This is a genomic window from Microcystis sp. M31BS1 (assembly GCF_020245285.1).
GTDB classification, from domain to species: domain Bacteria; phylum Cyanobacteriota; class Cyanobacteriia; order Cyanobacteriales; family Microcystaceae; genus Microcystis; species Microcystis panniformis.
Genome location: NZ_JADBVE010000108.1, coordinates 13,309 through 35,218, shown reverse-complemented (window position 1 = coordinate 35,218; position 21,910 = coordinate 13,309). Strand labels below are relative to the sequence as shown.

Here is a 21,910-nt window from a genome sequence, read left to right as displayed (position 1 = left end):
GAAAACGTCTCATAAAAGGGTTTAGATGATGAATATTGCTGAAATATTTCAAAAAAGACGCTCTACTCGTAAATTTCGCACCGATGCCATTCCCGAAGAAATTTTAGCCGAAATTTTTCGTTTAGGATTCCAAGCTCCCTCTAGTTATAATTTGCAACCATGGCGATTTATAGTGGTTAGAGAACCAGAAAATAAGGCAAAATTGCGAGAATTCGGCTTTGAACAAGATAAATTGGTCGATGCACCCGTGGTTTTAATCTGTTGTGGCGATCGCCAAGTTAACCATCGTGGTTACATTAATCAAGTAATTGAGTTAGGAAAACAAGAGGGGACGATTTCCGAAAAACGGGCCAAGTTCATGCACATGGCCATTCCGCCTTTTTTCCAATTTAAACCCTGTTATCAGTCTCCAGAAGCTTGGAGCAACCGACAAGTTATGATTGCGGTTACTTATCTCATGATAGCGGCGCAAAGCTTGGGGGTGGATAGTTGTCCCCTAGAAGGATTTGTGGCTGAACCCTTGCGCGAGTATTTCCAAATTCCCGATACGGTCGATGTCTGTTGTCTCTTAGCCTTGGGATACGCTGATGAACCCTTGAGCGAGTATGGGGGACGTTTTGGGACTCAGAAGCTCTGCTATGGCGAAATTTACGGAGAAACCTTTAATTTAAGCCCAAATCACCCCTAGAGTGACCGTCGCCCCCCGTCACCAGAAACTTGTCCCGGTGCGAGAGGATTAAATCTTTGTATTCGATTCCATTTAAGGAGTAAAAAAATGGCTCTTTGTTTAGATACTAAGCTTAATTTGTCAGAAATAAGCAGTTTAGTCGATATTATTCGTTATCGCGCCCAATATCAACCCCAAAAAACTGCTTATACCTTTTTAGTCGATGGCGAAACCGAAGAAAAACGCCTTACCTACGGGGAATTATTTCTAGAAGCGCAAGCGATTGCCAATAGTCTCCAATCCATCCTATTACCGGGGGAACGAGTTTTATTAGCATACCCTTCGGGATTAGAGTTTATTACTGGGTTTTTCGGCTGTTTATTAGCAGGAGTAGTGGCAATTCCAGTTAATTTGCCCAAGAAAAACCAAAAGATGGCTCGCTTAACTTCTATTCTTAACAATTCGCAAGCAAGCTTACTTTTAAGCACACAATCGGAATTAGACCAATTAAAAAGGCAACTAGACAGAGACATTCCCTTTCTAGCTACGGATAGCTTAATCGGCAAAAGTTTAGCCGAAGACCACCCCACTCAGATAAAACCAGAGACCTTAGCCTTTTTACAATACACCTCTGGTTCCACGGGGACTCCCAAAGGAGTGATGGTCAATCACGAGAATCTTTTGAATAACCTCCGAGATATTGCTTCTGGAATATTAGATTTAGACGGGGAACAGGATGAAAAGAGCGTTATGGTGACATGGTTGCCAACTTTTCATGATATGGGGCTAATTTATGGTATTTTACTGCCTTTTTATCGAGGATTTCCCTGTTATCTCATGTCTCCGGTTTCCTTTTTACAACGTCCTTTCGGTTGGTTAAATGCCATCAGCAAATACAGAGCCACCCACACTGCCGCCCCTAATTTTGCCTATAAACGTTGTCTTGACAAGATTAAAGAGGAGCAGCTGACGGATTTAGACTTAAGCAGTTGGAAAGTGGCTATAAATGGCGCAGAAACCGTCAGAATAGAAATTTTAAGCGAATTTGCTCGTAAATTTGCCCCCTGTGGTTTTGAGTTTGCCGCTTTTTGTCCGGGTTATGGTTTAGCCGAGGCCACCTTAAAAGTTGCTGCTGTCAGGAAAAATCAAGTTCCTCAAATCTGCTGGGTTGAAAAAGCCGCGTTAAACCGTCATCAAATCGTTTTTACGGAAAAAAGCCCAAATTCTCAATCCTTAGTCAGTTGTGGACAAACAGAAATCGACACAGAAATTGCCATTGTTAATCCTGAAACCTGTCAACGCTGTCCCTCCCAGCAGGTGGGAGAAATTTGGGTGAAAGGCAAAACCGTTGCCCAGGGCTATTGGCAACATCCCGAAGCTACAGAAAAAACTTTTCAAGCAGTTATCGCCGATACTGGACAGGGTTTTTATTTGCGTACAGGGGATTTAGGTTTTATTCATCAGGGTCAACTATACATCACCGGACGCTTGAAAGACCTGATGATTATTCGCGGTGGTAACTACTATCCCCAGGATATCGAACAGACCGTAGAACAATGCTATCCCGACTTTTGCCCCAGTGGAACTGCCGCCTTTACCGTAGAAATCGAGGCAGAAGAAAAGTTAGTCCTAGTTCAAGAGGTAGAAAGAACGGCAATTCGCCGTTTTAACCAGCAAAAAGCCCTAGAAGCAGTTCGTCGAGCGGTTTTTCAAGAACACGAATTGCAAGTTTATGATATCGCTTTTATCAAACCCGCATCTCTGTCCAAAACTTCTAGCGGCAAAATTCAACGCCACGCTTGCCGTCAACAGTATTTAAACCAGCAACTTCCACTAATTTCATCCCCTATGCCGACGCTAACCCCCCCCCTCAGCAGTCACCAAGCTGACCCCACAACCGCTAGTCAAGAAAAAACCGAGCAAATCTTGACTTGGTTGCGAGATTACGCCAAAACTCGCATTAATTCCCATCTGATTGATGACCGTCGTTGTGTGCCGCCCTATATTGTCATGGATTTTGGCAATCAAGGACTGATGGGAATGCAGATTCCTGAAGAATACGGGGGAATAGCCCTTAATAATCGCAATTTTTTGCAGGTGATGGAACAATTAGCCGCCATTGATTTAACTCTGGCGACGATGGTCAGTCTCAATAACAGCTTAGGTATCCGTCCGCTGCTCAACTACGGGACTATTTCCCTCAAGCAAGAGTTATTACCTCTTTTAGCTACAGGAAGACAATTATCCTCCTTTGGCATGACGGAACCGGAAGCAGGAGCGAATATCGGGGCAATTAGTACCGTTGCCGTGCCGGATGGCCGAGATAAATGGCGAATTCGCGGCCTTAAGCATTGGAATGGTTCTGCTTGGGCCGGAATGATTAATGTTTTTGTCCGTTTGCTTGATTCGGAAGAACCGGGGAATAACGGTTTGACAGGTTTTCTTGTCCGTCAAGGTACCCCCGGTCTGCGTTTGCGACCTGAATCCCTAACTATGGGATTACGGGGAATTATGCAAAATGCCATCTATTTTGAGGATGTTTTAGTCACTAAAGAGCAATTGCTGGGAGAATTGGGCAATGGCACTGAACCCGCCGACGATGCTTTACTTTATGCCCGTTTAGGTATTGGCATGATGGGAGTTGGCGGCATGAAACGCTGTCTACAATTAATGTTACGTTATGCCAGTCGTCGTTCGATCGCTACCGGTAAATTGCTAGAAAGTCCGATTACTTTAGCCCGTTTTGACCATTTAACTGGGGCTACGGTGGCCTTGTCCAGTCTCTTAAAGTGTATCACCACCGCCTTAGACCAAAAAGTTGCCGTTCCCAGGGAAATGGCCGTTATTGCCAAGATTACGGGGGCTGATTACCTCTGGGAAGCGGCCGATAGTCTCGTTCAGATGCTCGGGGGTAGAGGTTACATGGAAACTAATCTTGCCCCGCAAATTCTCCGGGATGCCAGAGTTTTACGAATTGGCGAAGGTCCTAACGAAAGTTTGAAAATCTTTTTGGGCAAAAGTATCACCCATACGGACAAATTAGGCGAATTTCTGACAAAAGTTCTGGAAGCACCCGAGATTGCCCTGCAACTCCACACCACTGCCCAATCTATTAATCAGCGTTGTCTCCAGTCTAATCTCTGGGGTGATCGTTCTGCCGCCTTAGCTTGGGCCTATTCTTTAATCGGAGAATTGGGTTGTTACGCCGCTTTAGTAGCAACAACGGCGAAAATGGCCCAAATTCACCCCGGGGAAAAGTACAGTCATGCCCTAGCTTGGAGTCAATTGCAGTTTGATTTATGTGTGCAGAAAGCTCTCCGGGGAACACCCGAAGAAAACTTTGCTTCTTCGGTGGCAACTATCCGCGATCGTATCCTCGATTATACTCAATCTATTGATGATATCGAACAACGTCTAGAGGGTTCCGATTATCAACTCGACGAGTTATTGACGTTGGAACCAGAAGCTAAACAGACTCATCCTCAAGCTGAAACTTCTCTGGTCGAAATTGCTATTCAAACGCGGCAAGACCGAGTAAATATACCCTCTAGTCCGAAAAAGTCCCTTCTTAGCCAACAAACTCCCGAAAAGGTGGAAACGTGGTTAGGTAATTGGTTACACCAGAAATTAAAGGTCAATCCAGCCACTATCCAAACCAGCCAGTCTTTTGCTGATTTTGGCTTAGATTCAATTTTTGCCGTGGAATTAGCCCAAGATCTTGCCGATTGGTCGGGAATCCCCGTCGAAGCCACCATTGTTTGGAATTATCCCACTATTGATAGTTTGGCAGAATATTTAGCTAACCAGATTAATCAAAGCAATACTGCGGCTGAATCGACAAATAATCGAGAAAAAAGCGAAATTTTAGCAGTTTTACCCCAAATATCCGAAGAAGAAATCTCTGCTTTCTTTAGTTAATCGCTGGTGGGGATAGGATAGCTAATTTCCCTTGTCCTATCCCCCACCTCGGAGTCACGGGGACAATTGTGACTATGCTACTAAATTTTCCCATCCCGACAGTATCAAGGTTTTTCCCGCTTATCCGTGACTTTTTCCCGAGCATAACCTGAGATGAAAGTGACGTGACATAACAAGACAAGAGTTGTTAGGAATATGAATCAACAAAAACAAGCTTTTTTAGAACAATACAAACACCTCGATGCAATGGTCAAAGCGCAAACCGAACCCATCGCTATTGTGGGGATGGGCTGTCGTTTTCCCGCAGGAGTCAATGATTCCGCAAGTTATTGGCAGTTATTGGTTAATGGCATCGATGCAGTAACAGAAATTCCCCTAGAACGTTGGAATATTGACGACTATTATCACCAAGATGCCGATGTTCCGGGGAAAATGTATAGTCGGGAAGGGGCATTTTTAGACAAAGTTGACGAATTTGACCCAGCTTTCTTCGGCATCTCACCTCGGGAAGCCGCCGCCATGGATCCGCAACAACGGTTACTGTTAGAAGTCTGTTGGGAATCCCTAGAAAATGCGGCTATTGCGCCAGAAAGTTTGATTAATAGTCAAACTGGCGTATTTATGGGCATTTGTCGCGATGATTATGCCCAATTGTGTTTTCATCAAGGCGTAGTCAATCACATTGATGCTTACAACAGTTTAGGAAACAGTCGCGCTATTGCCGTCGGCAGAATCTCTTATCTATTTGGGTTTCACGGTCCGACTCTGCAAATTGATACGGCCTGTTCCTCCTCCCTCTTGGCAGTACATTTGGCCTGTCAAAGTCTGCGCGGCCAAGAATGTAATCTCGCTTTAGCGGGGGGTGTGAATCTGATGTTAACCCCGGCCACTGCGATTAGTAATTGTAAATTAAAAGCCGTTTCTCCCCAGGGTCGCAGTAAAACCTTTGATGCTTCGGCCGATGGTTATGGTCGGGGCGAAGGTTGCGGTGTCGTGGTCTTAAAACGTCTCAGTGATGCTCTCCGAGATGGCAATCTTATTTTCGCCCAAATTCGCGGTTCGGCTGTCAATCACGATGGAAAAAGTAATGGCTTAACCGCCCCCAATGGTCAGGCACAGGAAGCTTTACTCAGACAAGCCCTCGAAAGAGCGAAAATTCAACCTAAAGATCTGCAATACGTCGAAGTTCACGGTACAGGTTCATCTTTAGGAGATCCCATCGAGGTTTTATCCTTAGGGAAAATTTATGGCCGGGGTCATAGCCAAGATAATCCCCTGATTTTGGGAACCGGGAAAACTAATATGGGGCATCTGGAAGGAGCTGCGGGGATTGCGGCGTTAATTAAGACAGTTTTACAGCTACAAAATCAGCAAATCACCCCTAATCTTCATTTTAAGAACCCTAATCCCTATATTCCCTGGGAAAAACTGCCAGTCAAAATCCCCACCACTCTTACCCCCTGGTTGGTCAGAGAAGGAGTCCGACGGGCTGGAGTGAGCGCTTTCGGGATGAGTGGCACTAACGTCCATTTAATCGTTGAGGAAAGCAATTTTGAGCGGCTTGGTGACGAAAAACCTCATTTAGAACGTCCTTGTCATTTAATTACCCTTTCGGCGAAAAGTGAGCCGGCCTTACGCGAATTAGCTCAACGCTACTACGATTTTTTCGGTCAAAATTCCCAGACGGTCATGGCAAATGTGGCCTATACCGCTAATACTGGGCGATCGCATTTTGAGCATCGTTTAGCTATTCCCTTTGTGGCTCAAAAACAGCTTGAGCAAGCTTTAAAAGACTTTATTAGGGGTGAAAATCGCTTTTCAGGTCAAAAAAGTCTTTTAACCTCGAAAAAAGCCCCTAAACTGGCTTTTATGTGTACGGGAGAGGGTTCACAATATCCCGGAATGGCTAGGGAACTCTACGAAACGCAACCGACTTTTCGCCAAACTTTAGAGAAATGTGACGAAATTTTACGGAGCCATGGGGTGAAATCCTTACTGCAAGTGTTATATGGGGACGAAAAAACCAGTCAGTTGATTAATCAGACTTTTTACAGTCAAATTACCCTATTTTCTCTGGAATATGCCCTCGCCCAACTCTGGTTATCTTGGGGAGTGAAACCCGATGCTCTCATCGGTCATAGTTTAGGGGAATATGTGGCCGCTTGTTTAGCGGGAGTCTTTAGCTTAGAAGACGGTTTGAAGTTAATTGCCCATCGGGGACGCTTAATGCAGACATTACCGAAAAACGGCATAATGGCGGCAATTTTTACCGATTCCGACAGCGTGACCAATCATCTCAGGAAGATTAGGGGCATCTGTACCATTGCTGCGGTCAATAGTCGAGAAAATACGGTCATTTCTGGTGAAACTGAGGCTATTAACCATTTAATCGCTAACTTTAATCAGAGAGGCATTGAAAGTCAGACTTTAGCGGTTTCCCATGCTTTCCATTCTCCCTTAATGACGGGTATGGTGGGGGAATTTGCCAAGATTGCCGAAACTATCACCTATAATTCCCCGCGTCTCCCCCTTATTTCTAACCTGACTGGGGATGTTATCGATGCAGAGATAGCAACTTCCCAATATTGGGTTAATCATCTACTGTCTCCCGTAGAGTTTGCCCGGGGTATAGAAAGATTAGGAGAGTTAAATACGGAAATATTCCTAGAAATTGGCGCCAAAACCACCTTAATTAGCCTAGGTCAGCAAAATCTCCCCGACCAAGGTCTCTGGTTAGCTAGTTTATCCCCAAAACAGTCGAATTGGGAAACCCTACTCCAAAGTTTAGCAACCCTTTATGTAAAAGGGGTCAAAATTGACTGGAATGGATTCGACCTGGATTATTTACGCGAAAAAATCACCTTACCTACCTATCCCTTCCAAAGAAAACGCTATTGGTTAGATTACATTGATTCTCAGCTAAAAACCCCGACAGTAGCAGCTTTCCACCCTCTCCTACAGCAACCGCTGCATCTATTGGGGTCAAAGGATGTTCACTATCAATCCTCTCTTTCTCCCTGCTATCCCAGCTATCTGCAAGAACATCAAGTTTTTGGCCAGGTAGTTTTCCCAGCCGCAGCCTATCTAGAGATGATTATAGTGGCAGCTGGTCAACAATATCCCAATCAGCAGTTTACTATTGGTCAATTGAGTCTGAATCGACCCTTAATTTTCTCAGACAACCAGAGTAAAAAGGTACAGTTAAGCTTACTAGCGGGGGGACAATTTCAGATTCTCAGTCTTGGGGAAGAGGAAGTTTCCCTACTGCATCTATCCGGTAATTTAACCAATGAAAACCAGGACTTACCCAGCTGCAATTGGACAGATATCCGGAACCGTTGTCACCAAAAAATCGAAATTGCACAGCATTATCAGGACTGTTTAAGTAAAGGAGTGAACTATGGGGAAAGTTTTCGAGTTATCCAGGAACTTTACCGCAATCAGTCCGAAATTGTCGCAAAAATTCAACTTTCTTCCCATCTACTCTCGCAAGCGGTGGATTACCAGCTACATCCTGTCTTACTTGATGGTTGCTTTCACGCTATGTCGGCACTATTTCCCGCAGGGAATAGCACCTATCTTCCCACTAATATTGACCGATTGACCTTTTCGGGAGTTAAGGACACCTCTATATACTGTCATGGTCGCTTCAGCCATAGCAATTTGCAAAACGGCATCTTAATCGCTGATTTGACTATTTTCAGCGAATCGGGTCAATTAATTAGCCAAATTGACGGATTAACTTTTCAACAGGTCCGGCCAGAAACCCTCTTTTCCCAGACCAACGACCTCAAGGATAGTTTATACGAAATTACTTGGCAAGCCACGGACTTGACGGGAATGGATTGGATAGAAACAGGAGATTGGTTAATTTTTGCTGACAAAAAGGGAGTAGGGCAACAATTAGCCGAAAAATTGGTGCAACAAGGGCATAGATGCCAACTTATCACCGAAAACAATCGCCAGACTTGGCAATATTTCCTCAAAAAACCCTATCAAGGTCTAATTTATCTCTGGGGAATCGATGACGACCAAGCTTTAGAAAATAATCAAAACCTAGCCGTCACTCAGGAGCGAATTTGTGGAACTTTGCTGGAAATAGTGCAAGAACTAGGCAAAATAGAGGTTAATTACTCTCCTCGCCTCTATATTGTCACCCAATCGGCTCAATACATTCCTTCTCAACCCACAGTGATTGCCCTTGCCCAAAGTTCCCTCTGGGGATTAGGACGGACTATTGCCCTAGAACACCCAGAATTGCGCTGTCTGTGTCTAGATGGAGATAAATTTCAGGATAGCCACATCTTAGCCCTAGAGGTGTTCCAATCTTTACAAAGTTCGGAGGAGGAAAATCAAATCGTTTGGCGGCAAGGCCAGAGCTATGTGGCTCGTTTAGGGCGGTTTATCCCGAAATCGTCGCTAAAAAACCGAGAAATTGCCGAAAATGCCACCTATCTTATTACTGGTGGTCTAGGGGCCTTAGGGCAGCAAGTGGCTAATTGGTTAAGGAAAAAAGGAGCAAAATCCCTCGTCTTACTGAGTCGCCGGGGAATAACTCCAGAAACCCAACCAATTATAGACCAATGGCGACAAGAGGGAACCAATGTAGAAGTTTTTGCCGCCGACGTTAGCGACTTTGGCCAAATGCGTCGGGCTTTTGAGATAATCGAGCAACAGTTACCCCCCTTAAAAGGAATTATTCACACGGCCGGGGTGTTAGAGGATGCCAGCTTATCCAAACAGACTTGGGAGAAATTTGAGCGCGTCTTTTCCCCCAAAATACTCGGCGCTTGGAATTTGCATCTCCTCAGTCAAGAAGTTGATTTAGACTGGTTTATTAGTTTTTCCTCGATGGCCTCGGTGTTAGGGTCTTCTGGACAGAGTAATTATGCTAGTGCTAATGCCTTTTTAGATAGTCTAGCTCATTATCGTCAAGCGCAAGGACTACCGGCCCTGACTATTAATTGGGGACCCTGGGCAGAGGGTAGTATGGCCGAAAATTTAGGCGAAAAAGCGAAAAAAAGGCTAATTAAACAGGGTTTTACCCCTCTTGATCCCCAAAAATGTTTGCATCTCCTCGAAACATTGCTGACGACTTCTCGGACACAGGTAACTGTCGCTTCTCTCAATTGGAATAGCTTTTTTAACAGTTTCGAGAATCAAAAAATTCCGCCTTTATTACGAGATTTCCAGAGTTTTTCAGCCTCAAAATTAACCCCAGACAATAATTTTATTGATGTCTTAATTACAGTACCAATTGAGGAGCGTTTTGCGGCTTTGACTGCTCATGTTCAAGGGATTGTAGCGGAAATTCTCGCTATTCCGGCTAGAGAATTTACCCAAGTTGACCAAGGTTTTTTTGAGTTGGGAATGGGTTCTTTAATGACGGTGGAATTACGCAATCGTTTAGCCAAGGATTTAGGTAAATCTCTGGCGGCAACTATCACTTTTAAATACCCAACAGTGACCAGTTTGGTCGATTATCTAGTAGCTGAAGTTATTGACCTTGACTTTAGTTTAAAACCCTTAGCAATAGGAGCAAATCAAGATAGCAATATTGATCCCCTCAACGAAGAAGATTTATCCCTAGAAGAATTGTCCGATTTACTCCTACAGGAATTAAATTCCTTAAGCTAGAAAAGCAGACCTCAAACCCTATCTAAATAACCTGTTTACCATGACACAAATACCTGCCAAAACTGATCAAATGAGCTTAATAAAAGATGCCTTAAATCAAATTAAGGTCTTAAAAACTAAGCTACATACCCTAGAAAAAGCTAAGAATGAACCAATTGCAATTATTGGTATGTCCTGTCGCTTTCCCCAGGGAGCTAATTCACCGGAAACTTTTTGGGAATTATTGCAATCAGGAACCGATGCCATCAGCGAAATTCCGCCGCAACGCTGGAATATTGACAATTATTACGATCCTAAGCCCGATGCAAGGGGAAAAGTCTATACCCGTCACGGTGGCTTCTTAAATCAACCGATAGATCAATTTGACGCTGATTTTTTTGGTCTTTCTCCCCGGGAGGTGGCACAAATGGATCCGCAACAGCGATTACTGCTGGAACTAGCCTGGGAAGCTCTGGAAAATGCGGGAATATCACCCTTAAATCGGCGAGGAAGTCAAACAGGGGTATTTATCGGCATGATGACTCAAGATTACTCCCATTTTAGCCATCATCCCGCTCTGATTGATGCCTATACGGGAACGGGAAATGCTAAAAGTGTAGCTTCGGGACGTTTATCCTATCTTTTTGGATTTCATGGCCCAACTTTAACGGTTGATACTGCTTGTGCCTCCTCTTTAGTCGCTGTTCATTTAGCTTGCCAAAGTTTACGCAATAACGAGTGTGAAGTTGCCCTAGCCGGGGGAGTCAACCTAATGTTAACCCCCTTCGTTACTATCATGGAATCCCGCGCCCAGATGTTGTCTCCTGACGGTCGTTGTAAAACCTTTGATAGAACAGCAAATGGCTATGTGCGGGGAGAAGGCGGCGGTATTATAGTTTTAAAGTCTTTATCTGCGGCTATTCGGGATAATAACTTGATTTTAGGACTAATTAAAGGTTCGGCCGTTAACCATGGCGGTACGAGTAGCGGTTTAACAGTTCCCAATCAACTTAGTCAAGAACAATTGATTCGTCAAGCTTTAAAAAATGCTCAGGTCAAGCCAGAGGATATTAGCTATATTGAAGCCCATGGAACTGGCACTTCTTTGGGCGATCCCATTGAATTAGGTGCATTATCGACAGTTTTTGCTAAAAATCCCCAACCGGTTTGGGTTGGTTCCGTCAAAACCAATATCGGCCATCTAGAAGCGGCCGCTGGTATTGCCGGACTGATGAAAGTGATTTTATGCTTGCAACATCGACAAATTGCCCCCCATCTCCACTTCCAGCAACCGACACCCCATCTAGACTGGGAAAATCAGCCGCTGAAAGTTCCGACTAAAAACCGTGAATGGGTTAGTGAAAATTCTGCTCGTTTAGCTGGAGTTAGTTCTTTTGGCTTAAATGGCACTAATGCCCATATTATTCTCGAAGAATACCCTTACGAACCTCAAACGACTGCGGCACCTGATTCATCGCCCTATCTGTTCACCCTCTCAGCCAAGACCGAATCGGCTTTAATCAAACTAGCCCAAAAATACGCAAATTACCTAGAAAATGCGAAAAATATTGCTTTAAGCTCCATTTGTGCTACTAGCAATCGCAGTCGCTCCCAATTACCCCATCGTTTCACCTGTGTTGTCTCTAGTCACTGCCAACTTCAAGAAAAATTAACCGCTTTTGTTCAGGGTGAACCGAGTTCTTTTCGCCAAAAAAGTGAATTTAGTGGCAAAAATCGGGCAAAAATTGCCTTTCTATTTCCAGGACAGGGTTCTCAATACCCCGGTATGGGAAGGGAACTATACCAATCCTATCCTCTATTTCGTCAAACACTCGATCGCTGTGATCAGATTCTCCGTCAATATGGCGACTATTGCCTAACGGAGATTATTGACCAAGAAAATCATCTCAATCAAACTTTTTACAGCCAACCTGCCCTATTTGCTCTCGAATACGCCCTTTTTAAACTCTGGGAATCCTGGGGAATTGCCCCCCATGGGGTTATGGGTCATAGTTTAGGGGAATATGTGGCCGCCTGTGTTGCTGGAGTCTTTAGTTTAGAAGATGCCTTAAAATTAGTCTTCTATCGGGCTAAATTGATGGATTCTGTGGGAAAAAGTGGTTCAATGGTCGTTATCTCGGCTAGTGAAGCTGAAATTATTCCCTTAATTGCCCCCTATCAATCTCAGGTCGCTATTGCCGCTATTAATGGTCAGGATAATATTGTCCTGTCCGGTGCTGCAGAGACCATAGAAACCCTGGTAAAACAGCTTCAGGTCAAAAATCTGAAAATTACCCGGTTAAATGTCTCTCAAGCCTTTCATTCCCCTCTGATGGAGGAGATTTTAGACGAGTTCCGACAAATTGCTGAAACTATCACCTATCATCCCCCCCAACGAGCCTTAATTTCTAACCTTAATGGCAAGTTAGTCAATTTTGAGGTCACTACTCCCGATTATTGGTGTCGTCATCTCCGGTCTTCTGTTCGCTTTGCCGATGGGATAAAAACCTTACTGGACAACGGTTATGAGCTATTTGTCGAATGCGGCTCCCATCCCGTTTTATCGGGCATGGGCAGCCTACTGGATAAAAATTATTCTTGTCTTTGGTTGCCCAGTTTGCGTCGTCAAACCTCTGACCGACAACAGATCCTCGAGAGTGTCAGTCAGCTTTATCTGCGGGGATTCGCCCTGAATTGGCAAGAGATAACGGCCAATCAAGACAGTAAACCCTGTATCTTACCGACCTACACCTTTGAAAGAAGTAGTTATTGGCTAAAAACAGGCGACTTGACCCCAGAAGAAGCGCAATTATTGCCTAAATTGTCGAAATATCTCCTAGAAACACCGCCGCAACCGCCAGAAGTTGTCAAAACCACCACTGCATCATCTTCTGGTCATCTAATTACCCTTGACTCTTTGTTGGCCACACCCGCAGAGAAACAGCTTAAACAACTAGAAACCTACATTATCGGTGTTTTAGAACAGATTACTGGTTTATCCGTGGTCAAGCTACATACCAAGCAACCGCTCTCTAGTTTAGGCTTAGATTCTCTCATGTCCAGTCAATTACGACGTCAACTAGAGGAGGATTTAAAAATTATTGTTCCCGTGGAATACCTAGCGGGATTGAGTATTGAGCAGTTTTTACCGCAAATATTCAACTTAATCACCCAAAATTCCCAACCTGCAACTAGCCACAAAACTCCTCTCCCCTCAAAACAGAAAAAACCAATCAAGACGACTAAAGCCGAAAATATCTCTAATGATCCGAAACTTTGGCTAATTCGCAAACAAGCTAATCCTAACGCCCACATTCGTCTATTTTGTTTTCCCTACGCCGGTGGGGGTGCCTCCCTATTCCAAAATTGGCTGAATTACTGCCCCAAGCAAGTGGAATTGTGGGCGATTCAACTACCCGGACGCGAAACGCGTCTTCAGGAAACTGCGATTACATCGCTAAAATCCCTGATTAATCGTCTCATTCCGATTCTGACTCCCTATTTAGACCAACCTTATGCTTTTTTTGGTCATAGCATGGGTTCTTTAATCAGTTTTGAATTAACCAGAGAATTGGCTAAAACTCGGCAAAATCTACCCCAACATTTATTTATGTCTGGATTTCGAGCGCCTCAAATTGTCAATCCTGATTTACCCATTCATCGTCTGGGAGATGAGCAATTTTTAACAGCTTTAGGTCATTTTCAAGGAACCCCAGAAACTCTCCTCAAAAATCCCGATTTAATGGCGGCTTTTTTGCCAATTTTACGAGCAGATTTCAAACTCCTAGAGACCTATTCTTATCAACAAGGTCAACCCTTAAATTGTCCTATTACCGTTTTTGGAGGCCACAACGATGCCAAGGTTTCTGCCGATCAATTACAACAATGGCAACTGCAAACCAATCAAGATTTTGTCCTGCATACCTTACCGGGAGGACATTTCTTTATCAATCAACATACGGAGAAAATTATGAAAATAATTGGCCAAAGTTTACGAGAGTTTCCTGAACAAATGACTGCCTAATCAACCAACTATTCAAGGGAGAAAAATCATGACTTTAGATTACAAAGAGCAATACTGTATTATTGGGGCTGGTGCCGCAGGATTAGCGGCGGCTAGAGCCTTAAGCAAAGCCAAAATTCCCTTTAATGTTATCGAATCTGCCCAGGATGTTGGGGGTATTTGGATTTATGATCGTCCCGATAGTCCAATGTATAAAAATACACATCTGATTGGTCATAAAACCACACAACCTTTTTCCGATTTTCCCATGCCAAAAGATTACCCAGATTATCCCAATCATCGGTTAGTCTATGAATATCTTCGCAATTATGCCGCTCATTTCAATCTCTATGATTTCATGGAATTTAATCTCAGCGTGGAGAAAGTAAAAAAGGTGGGTAACTTTTGGGATGTCACCCTTAGCAACCAAGAAACCAGACGATACCGAGGAGTTTTAATCGCTAGTGGTTATCATAGTAAACCGAATATTCCTCAATTTTCTGGGCATTTTGACGGGGAAATTATCCATTCAAAAGATTATGATAATCCCGCTCAACTAAATGCTAAAAAAGTCCTAGTAGTTGGAGCGGGACAATCAGCCATGGATTTAGTCGTCGAAGCGGCTATCAATGGCAGTAAAACTTTCCATAGTACCCGTCGTGGCTTTCTCTGTATGCCGAAATTTTTGTTCGGTTTGCCCCCAGAATGGGTGATGATTAACACGCCAATCATGAATCTAATTCCAGCCCAAGAACACATGAAAATGATGGCTTTATTATCACCAATAGCTCTATTCTTACAAGGAGTTAATCTCAAAAAACTCAATATTCCTACAGACTGTAAAAGTAACGGTCTAATTATTCCCAACAGTGACCAACAAATCTATCGTTATTATGTGCATGGAGATGTCACCCATAAGCCTAATATTCAACAATTAGACGGAAAGAAAGTTATTTTTGCCGATGGCAGTACAGAAGAAATTGATCTGATTATCTACGCCACTGGTTACAAAATTGAATTTTCTTTTATTGACAAATCTGATTTAAATTGGCAAGAAGGAACCACCCAGCCTAACCTCTATATGAATGTTTTTCACCCAGAGGAAAATAACCTGTTTGTCATCGGAATGGTTCATCCCACTGGCACCCACTGGCGAGTATTTGAAGAACAAAGTAATTTAGTGGCCGCTTATCTACAAGCTCAGGATAAAAAATCCCGGTTTGTCTATAAATTTGAAAAGCTAAAACGTCAAATTAGTTCCAATTTAAGCGCCGACAATAAACACCATAGCGGTACTCACTCCTTAGTGATTGACAAATTGGGTTATATACGCCAAGCCCAAGGATTAGCTCGCCGATTACTGGCTTAAATCTCCCACCATAATTAACCCCCTGAAATCCCTCTATCTTAACTCCAATGCCCTACATTATTGAGACAGCTACTGGTTTTCCAGAACATTACTATCCCCAAGAAGTTCTAGAAGTCAATATCAGAAATCATTGTGCTAATCTTCTTCAAGATTATTGCCGAGAAAATCAACTCGACTTCCAGGAACAAACCTTTTTTGATTTAGAACAAATTCATCGTTTTTTCAGTAATGTCAAAATTCAAGGGCGATACTTCACTATTCCCCTAGATGAATTCGATGCCGATAATCCTCCCGGACTCGCCCAAACCGTTCGTCAAATGGTCGATCTAACTATGGATTTAGTAACATCGACAGTAACTAATTTGCTCAAAAAAGCCGCTCTTTCTCCCAAAGAAATCTCCCTAGTTACCTCCGTTACTGTTCTTCCTTCCGTTCCTTCCCTAGAAAGTTTACTCCTCAATCGTCTAGATTTTTCCCTCGATATCAAGCGGCAAGCGTTATCGGGTGTCGGCTGTTTGGGAGGCGCCCAAGGATTAGCCAGAGTAAACGATTATCTGCAAGGACATCCCACCGAAGCAGCGATTTTGTTTACCACCGATCCCTCCTCTGGCCTTTGGCAAGGGTCAATTCATGGCGATTTAACGGGATTATTGGGACAATTACCCGAAGATCCGTCTCAATATAGCAATATCATTATGACCCTTGTGGTAGCGGCTTTATTTGGCGATGGAGTCGGCACGGTTCTCTTAGCGGGAGATGAACATCCCTTAGTCAAGCAAGGTAAAGCAAAACTGAAGATTATCGGCACTCAATCGCTGTTAATGCCCCACACAGAGCATTTAATGGCATTACCTTTAACAGACTACGGTTTTCGCCAAATTCTTCGCCCAGAAGTCTCTGATTACGTCAAGGGTGGGGTGAGAAAAGCGGTGACATCTTTACTGGAAAAAACAGGAGTTTCCCTCGAGGAAATTGTCTGTTGGATGGTGCATCCGGGGGGTCCAAAGATTCTCGATGCAATAGTTGAAGAATTTCAGTTAGAACCGGATGTTTTACAGGTTAGTTGGGATATTTTGGCAGAAATTGGCAATATTGCCTCTGCTACTATCCTCTGCATTCTCGATGAAACCCTCTCCCGTCCCCATCCTCCCACGGGTTCCTACGGATTAATAATTTCCATGGGGCCTGGATTTGCTCAAGAAGCCATTTTAGTTCAATTCTAAGGATATTTAAGGATGTTAAGCCAAATAGTTTTCATTGCCCTGATTAGTTACATTATTGTCCAACGAGTGCGCGTTACTCGTCTGAGTAAACAGAATATGGCCAAAGTCTTAGCGGAAGGTGGCAAACTGCATAGTTCTAATTATGTGGGATTCGTCAAGATTTTCCAATCTAGCTGGATGCTTTGCATGATCGGGGAAGTTTATCTGCTCGATCGACCTTTTATTCCAGCATTGGCTTTATTTTCCCTAATTACTACTTTTTTAGCTCAAAAGCTCCGCTATGCCTCCATTGAAGCCTTGGGCGATCGCTGGATTCATCAGGTGGTCACGGTTCCTCAGACACCCGTGATCGACAATGGCATTTATCAATATATCCGTCATCCTAACTGGTGGGCCATGATCACGGAATTAGCGGTGGTTCCCTTGTTTCATACCGCTTATCTGACATCTATAGTCTTTAGTCTCCTGAATGCTTGGTTATTAATCCAACGCATTCCGGCTGAAGAAGAAGCTTTGAGTCAAGACACCAATTATAAAGCAGTTTTCGCCAATACTCCCCGTTTTATTCCTAGTTTTAGCGCAATTTTCTCTCGCAAACAGCAACCGCTTAAAAGTTAATTGCCACGGATAGCAGGGCCGGTTCCCTACGGCCCTTTAATTACCCCTCATACCTGAATTTCAAGGAGAAAAAAAATACTATGGACTCTCTAATTGTTTCCGAAAATATTATTAGCGACAATTTAACTAACGCTCTACAAGAATGGGAAAATTTATTAGGCTCCGAATATGTCAGCACCGATAACAAAAAACGCCTAGAAGCCGAGACCGCTACCTACGAAACCCATGCTAAAATCCCGGCAATTATTCGCCCAGGTAATCGTCAAGAAGTCCAAGAATCTCTAAAAATTGCTAATCGCTATCAAACCCCTGTCTATCCTATTAGTACGGGTAAAAATTGGGGTTATGGTTCGCGAGTTCCTAGCCGCACTGGTTCGGTTTTAATTGATTTGAGTCGATTAAATCAGATTTTGGATTATAATGAAACCCTAGCTTATGTAACTATTGAAGCGGGTGTTACTCAGCGACAACTCTACGATTTTTTGCAGAAAAATGGCAATAAATTATTAATGAGTGTCACTGGTTCGACTCCTGATTCTAGTATTATTGGCAATATTCTCGAACGAGGTGAAGCCAAAGGACCTTTGGGCGATCGCTTTAATCATGTCTGTGGAATGGAAGTAGTTTTGCCCACCGGTGAATGTGTTCATACGGGATTTAATCGCTTTGAAAACTCCCAAATAGGGGCGGTCAATCGTTGGGGAGTCGGTCCTTATTTTGATGGAATTTTTACCCAATCTAACCTGGGAATCGTCACCAAAATGACTTTTTGGTTAACCCCCTATCCTGAATATTTTCAGGCTTTTTTCTATAGCATCGATCAAGAAAATAAATTAGAGTTATTGATCGACAAACTACGTCAACTGAAAATGGCAGGGGTAATTAAAACCACCTTCCACATCAATAATAACTACCGAATGTTGTCTATTCAACAACAATATCCCTGGCAGGAATGCCAAGAAAAAACTCCTTTACCCCCCGATTTATTAGAACAATTAAGTCATCAATGGGGTGGCGGTGTTTGGATAGGAGAAGGCGCTTTATATTCGGCTTCACCAGAACAGGGAAAAGTTGAAAGAAAACTAATTGAAAAAGCCTTGAAAGGAATTGTCAATAAACTTATGTTTTTTGATGAAAATAAGTTTAAAATGGCCAGTAAAATGAGTCCCATTTTTAAAGTATTTACAGGGGTGGAAATTAAGGATAAGGTGGATTTAATTTATCACAAAAATCCCCAACGAGGAATGATTACCGAAAAAGTGCTGAAGATGGCCTATTGGCGCAAAAAAACGCCCCCCACCGATAGGTTGAATTTAGACCTGGATGCCTGTGGCATGATTTGGTGTGTTCCCGCTGTTCCTTTTCTGGGAAATCATCTCAGAAATGCTCTCAATATTATCAGCAGCATCGCTCAAAAATATGGTTATGAACCCAATATCGGCATTAACTGTGTTACCGAGCGCAATATTAACATCAATGCTGCCATTTTTTATGATCGATTGCTAGAAGGCGAAGACCAAAAAGCCTTAAATTGTCACGATGAAATGTTGGCAGAATTGATCAATCAAGGTTATTATCCCTACCGTCTTAGTACCCACTCTATGAATAGTTTACCCGCAGCCCAAGACGATTATAGTTGCTTAATCCAGAAAATTAAAGACAGCTTGGATCCCAATCACATTCTCTCACCCGGTCGCTACGAATTTCTTTAAATAAGCCTAACAATCTACTGCTAACTGCCCATCTCTCCCCCAATTCTAATGACTTCTAGCACTTCTAGCAAATGGCAACATCTCCGAATAGATTATCTTCCGTATATCACTGGTTGGTTTGGTAACTTTATCGTTAATAATGCCCTTCTAACCATGCTAATTTATCGCTACGACCCGGGCATTCCCAATGACTATAACTTATCCATTTTATTGCCCTCTGCTTTAGTGGGAATAGCGATAATGATTAGCCGTATTGCTGGAGCTTTTGTGCAGCCAGTGATCGGTTATTTTTCCGATCGCTTTTGGAGTCCTTGGGGCAAAAGAAGACCATTTATACTAGCCAGTTTAGTCCCTTTAATTGGTGGTTTTATCCTGTTGTTTAATCCCCCTAATAACTTAAATCAAACCACTTACTTCATTTATTTAGTCACCATGCTTTGGGTGTTTTATGTGGGTATGGCATCCTATCATGTTCCCTATTTAGCCTGGTTGCCCACTCTCGCTAAAAGCCCAGAAGGAAGGGTTAAATTATCAACTCAAATCGGAATTTTTGGTTTAGTTGGTGCCACCATTGGTGGGATTATTGCCCCTTGGTTAACTGATAGCTATGGCTTTCAGGGAATGGGTATTGCTATTAGTCTTATTGGGCTAATTACTCTAGCTATGCCCTTGCTAGAAAAAGAAGAATATAGTCCTTCTAAGGGGAAATATCCTAACTTTAAAACCACCTTAACGGCGGCTTTTACCAATCGGACTTTTTGTATCTATATGATCACCATGATCTTGGCGTGGATGGTGATTAGTATTATCTCGGTGATTCCGACTTTTTTAGTAATTGCTCTCCTCAAACGAGAGGTAAGTTTTGCCGCCGTGATTAATACTATTATCGTCGGTAGTGCCTTGGCTGGATTTACCCTAGTTCTACCCTTAGCGCAAAAATATGGCAAAAAACTGGTTTTTCAAGGTTCTTTAATCTGGGTTGGCCTGGGTATGATTGCCATGGCCTGTGGTCGCTTTTGGTGGCAAGATTCTTTGATTCCCTGGTTAATCCTTTCGATCATCGCTAATTTAGCCCTAGCCAGCTTTTTTAGTCTGCCGAATGCCATGTTATCGGACATTATCGATCAAGATGCGGAGCAACAGGGAATGGGACGAGAAGCAATATTTTTTGGAACTAGGGGTCTCCTAATTCAATTTAGCCAAGGTGCGGGGTCTTTTCTAACAGGATTAATCCTTTCTTTCGGGAAAACTCCTGATAACCCCTGGGGGGTACAAATTGCCTTTTTGTCCGCCGGTATATTATCCCTAGCAGCGGCTTTTGTCCTACGGCCTTATGCCATCAAAAAATAGTTCTTTCCTCGCTAATCTGTTATTACTCTTGACAAAACCCTACTCATTTGGAACTAGATTATGACTTCCCCCAATCCTGTCACTAAACAGCAAGAAACTGCCATCAAAAAACTGCGATTGCCTTGGCGATTAATTATTACTGGTATCCTAGCGGCCACCTCGGTTTTTGCCTATCCTACCCTGCGTAATGTCCTCTTAGAAGACACCTCTGAATCCACCACCTCAGAAGAAACCGCTTCGTTAGCAATTGATAAGAGCAAGACGGCAGCCTTACCGGTGCGAACCTTAACTTTAAGTCCTGTCACCCATCACCAAGAACCGCGCCGTTATACCGGTAATATTGTGGCTAAACGGACAAGTGAACTAGGATTTGAGCGTTCGGGACAATTAATTAGTTTATTGGTTCAAGAGGGTCAAGAGGTACGCCGAGGTACTTTAATTGCTACTCTAGATACACGCAATTTAGAAGCACAAAAACAAGAACTCATCGCCCAGCGATCGCAAGCCACGGCTAAACTGCAAGAATTACAAGCTGGTTCCAGGAAAGAAAGTATCGCTGCAGCCCAAGCAAAAGTCCGAGATCTCAGGGAACAATTAGCTTTAGCCCAATCTAAATACCAAAGACGGCTAGGATTGTATCAAGAAGGGGCAATTACTAGAGAACAACTCGAAGAAGTGCAAACAGATGTTAATGCACAACAAGCGAGAATTGATGAAGCCCAAAGTCAATTAGATGAACTCAAAGCTGGTACTCGTCCCGAATTGATTTCTCTGCAAAAAGCCGTTATTGACCAATTTGATGCCCAACTGAAGAATATTAAATTAGAGATTGAAAAAAGCCAACTTCAAGCCCCCTACGATGGCACTATTGCCCTCCTTCACGTCAATATTGGCACTGTTGTTTCTGCAAGTAATCCGATCGTTCGTTTAGTGGAAAGTAATAAACTGGAAGCGCGTATAGGGGTTCCCATTGACCAGTCCGAAAACTTACCAATTGGGAGTAAACATCGTTTAAAAATTGGTAACAAAATAGTAACAGGACAAGTCACTTCAACCTTGCCCCAAATTGATCCGACTACCCGTACCGCCACGGTTATTTTAAGTTTAAATCAGACTCAGGGCCTGATTCCGGGGCAAGTGGTCAGCCTAGAATTATCTCAATCAGTTCCACAATCGGGCTATTGGTTGCCCACAGAAGCTTTAGTACAAGGCACGAGAGGATTATGGTCTTCCTATGTTCTAGGAGAAGCTAATCCCGATAATCCTCGACAATTTACCGTCAAACGCCAAGATTTAGAAGTTCTAGCGATTCAAGGCGATCGCTTGTTGGTGCGCGGGACGCTCACCTCCGGTGATCGGGTGATCGTCGAAGGGGTTCACCGCATTGTACCCGGGCAAATGGTGGAAATTTGGTAGTCAGCGGTCATTAATCAG

General features: G+C 43.3%; 10 protein-coding genes. All 10 read left to right on the top strand.

The genetic code is table 11. The features are described 5' to 3' along the window. Nucleotides 1–28 precede the first annotated feature (28 nt). The 10 genes from IM509_RS06215 to IM509_RS06170 all read left to right on the top strand — a co-directional run bounded on the left by IM509_RS06215 (nt 29) and on the right by IM509_RS06170 (nt 21,892). Complete coding sequence (locus IM509_RS06215) at nt 29–688, top strand: nitroreductase family protein (RefSeq protein WP_249264800.1); 660 nt, start codon at nt 29–31, stop codon at nt 686–688. Between the two features lie 87 nt (nt 689–775). Further along, nucleotides 776–4,585 (top strand): AMP-binding protein, encoded by a 3,810-nt coding sequence (locus IM509_RS06210; protein WP_287716712.1) that lies wholly within the window; start codon nt 776–778, stop codon nt 4,583–4,585. 195 nt (nt 4,586–4,780) lie between these two features. Beyond that, nucleotides 4,781–10,222, top strand: a complete 5,442-nt coding sequence (locus IM509_RS06205) for a type I polyketide synthase (RefSeq protein ID WP_287716711.1) — start codon at nt 4,781–4,783, stop codon at nt 10,220–10,222. 70 nt (nt 10,223–10,292) lie between these two features. Then, a complete protein-coding gene (locus IM509_RS06200) occupies nt 10,293–14,225 on the top strand; it encodes a beta-ketoacyl synthase N-terminal-like domain-containing protein (protein WP_287716710.1) in 3,933 nt (1,310 codons plus the stop codon). A 28-nt stretch (nt 14,226–14,253) separates the two neighbouring features. Further along, the gene (locus IM509_RS06195) at nt 14,254–15,573 is read left to right on the top strand and encodes a flavin-containing monooxygenase (protein ID WP_185237856.1); all 1,320 of its coding nucleotides are present in this window, start codon (nt 14,254–14,256) and stop codon (nt 15,571–15,573) included. A 47-nt stretch (nt 15,574–15,620) separates the two neighbouring features. Beyond that, nucleotides 15,621–16,796, top strand: coding sequence for a type III polyketide synthase (locus tag IM509_RS06190; RefSeq protein ID WP_052277747.1), 1,176 nt, complete (start codon nt 15,621–15,623; stop codon nt 16,794–16,796). 12 nt (nt 16,797–16,808) lie between these two features. Next, nucleotides 16,809–17,414 carry an isoprenylcysteine carboxyl methyltransferase family protein gene (locus IM509_RS06185; RefSeq protein WP_185237855.1) on the top strand — a complete coding sequence of 202 codons (606 nt, stop codon included), beginning with the start codon at nt 16,809–16,811 and terminating at the stop codon, nt 17,412–17,414. Between the two features lie 80 nt (nt 17,415–17,494). After that, nucleotides 17,495–19,126, top strand: coding sequence for an FAD-binding oxidoreductase (locus IM509_RS06180; RefSeq protein ID WP_072923472.1), 1,632 nt, complete (start codon nt 17,495–17,497; stop codon nt 19,124–19,126). A gap of 48 nt (nt 19,127–19,174) precedes the next feature. Further along, nucleotides 19,175–20,476 (top strand): MFS transporter, encoded by a 1,302-nt coding sequence (locus IM509_RS06175; RefSeq protein ID WP_185237854.1) that lies wholly within the window; start codon nt 19,175–19,177, stop codon nt 20,474–20,476. Between the two features lie 60 nt (nt 20,477–20,536). Continuing rightward, nucleotides 20,537–21,892, top strand: a complete 1,356-nt coding sequence (locus tag IM509_RS06170; protein WP_104397158.1) for an efflux RND transporter periplasmic adaptor subunit — start codon at nt 20,537–20,539, stop codon at nt 21,890–21,892. Nucleotides 21,893–21,910 lie beyond the last annotated feature (18 nt).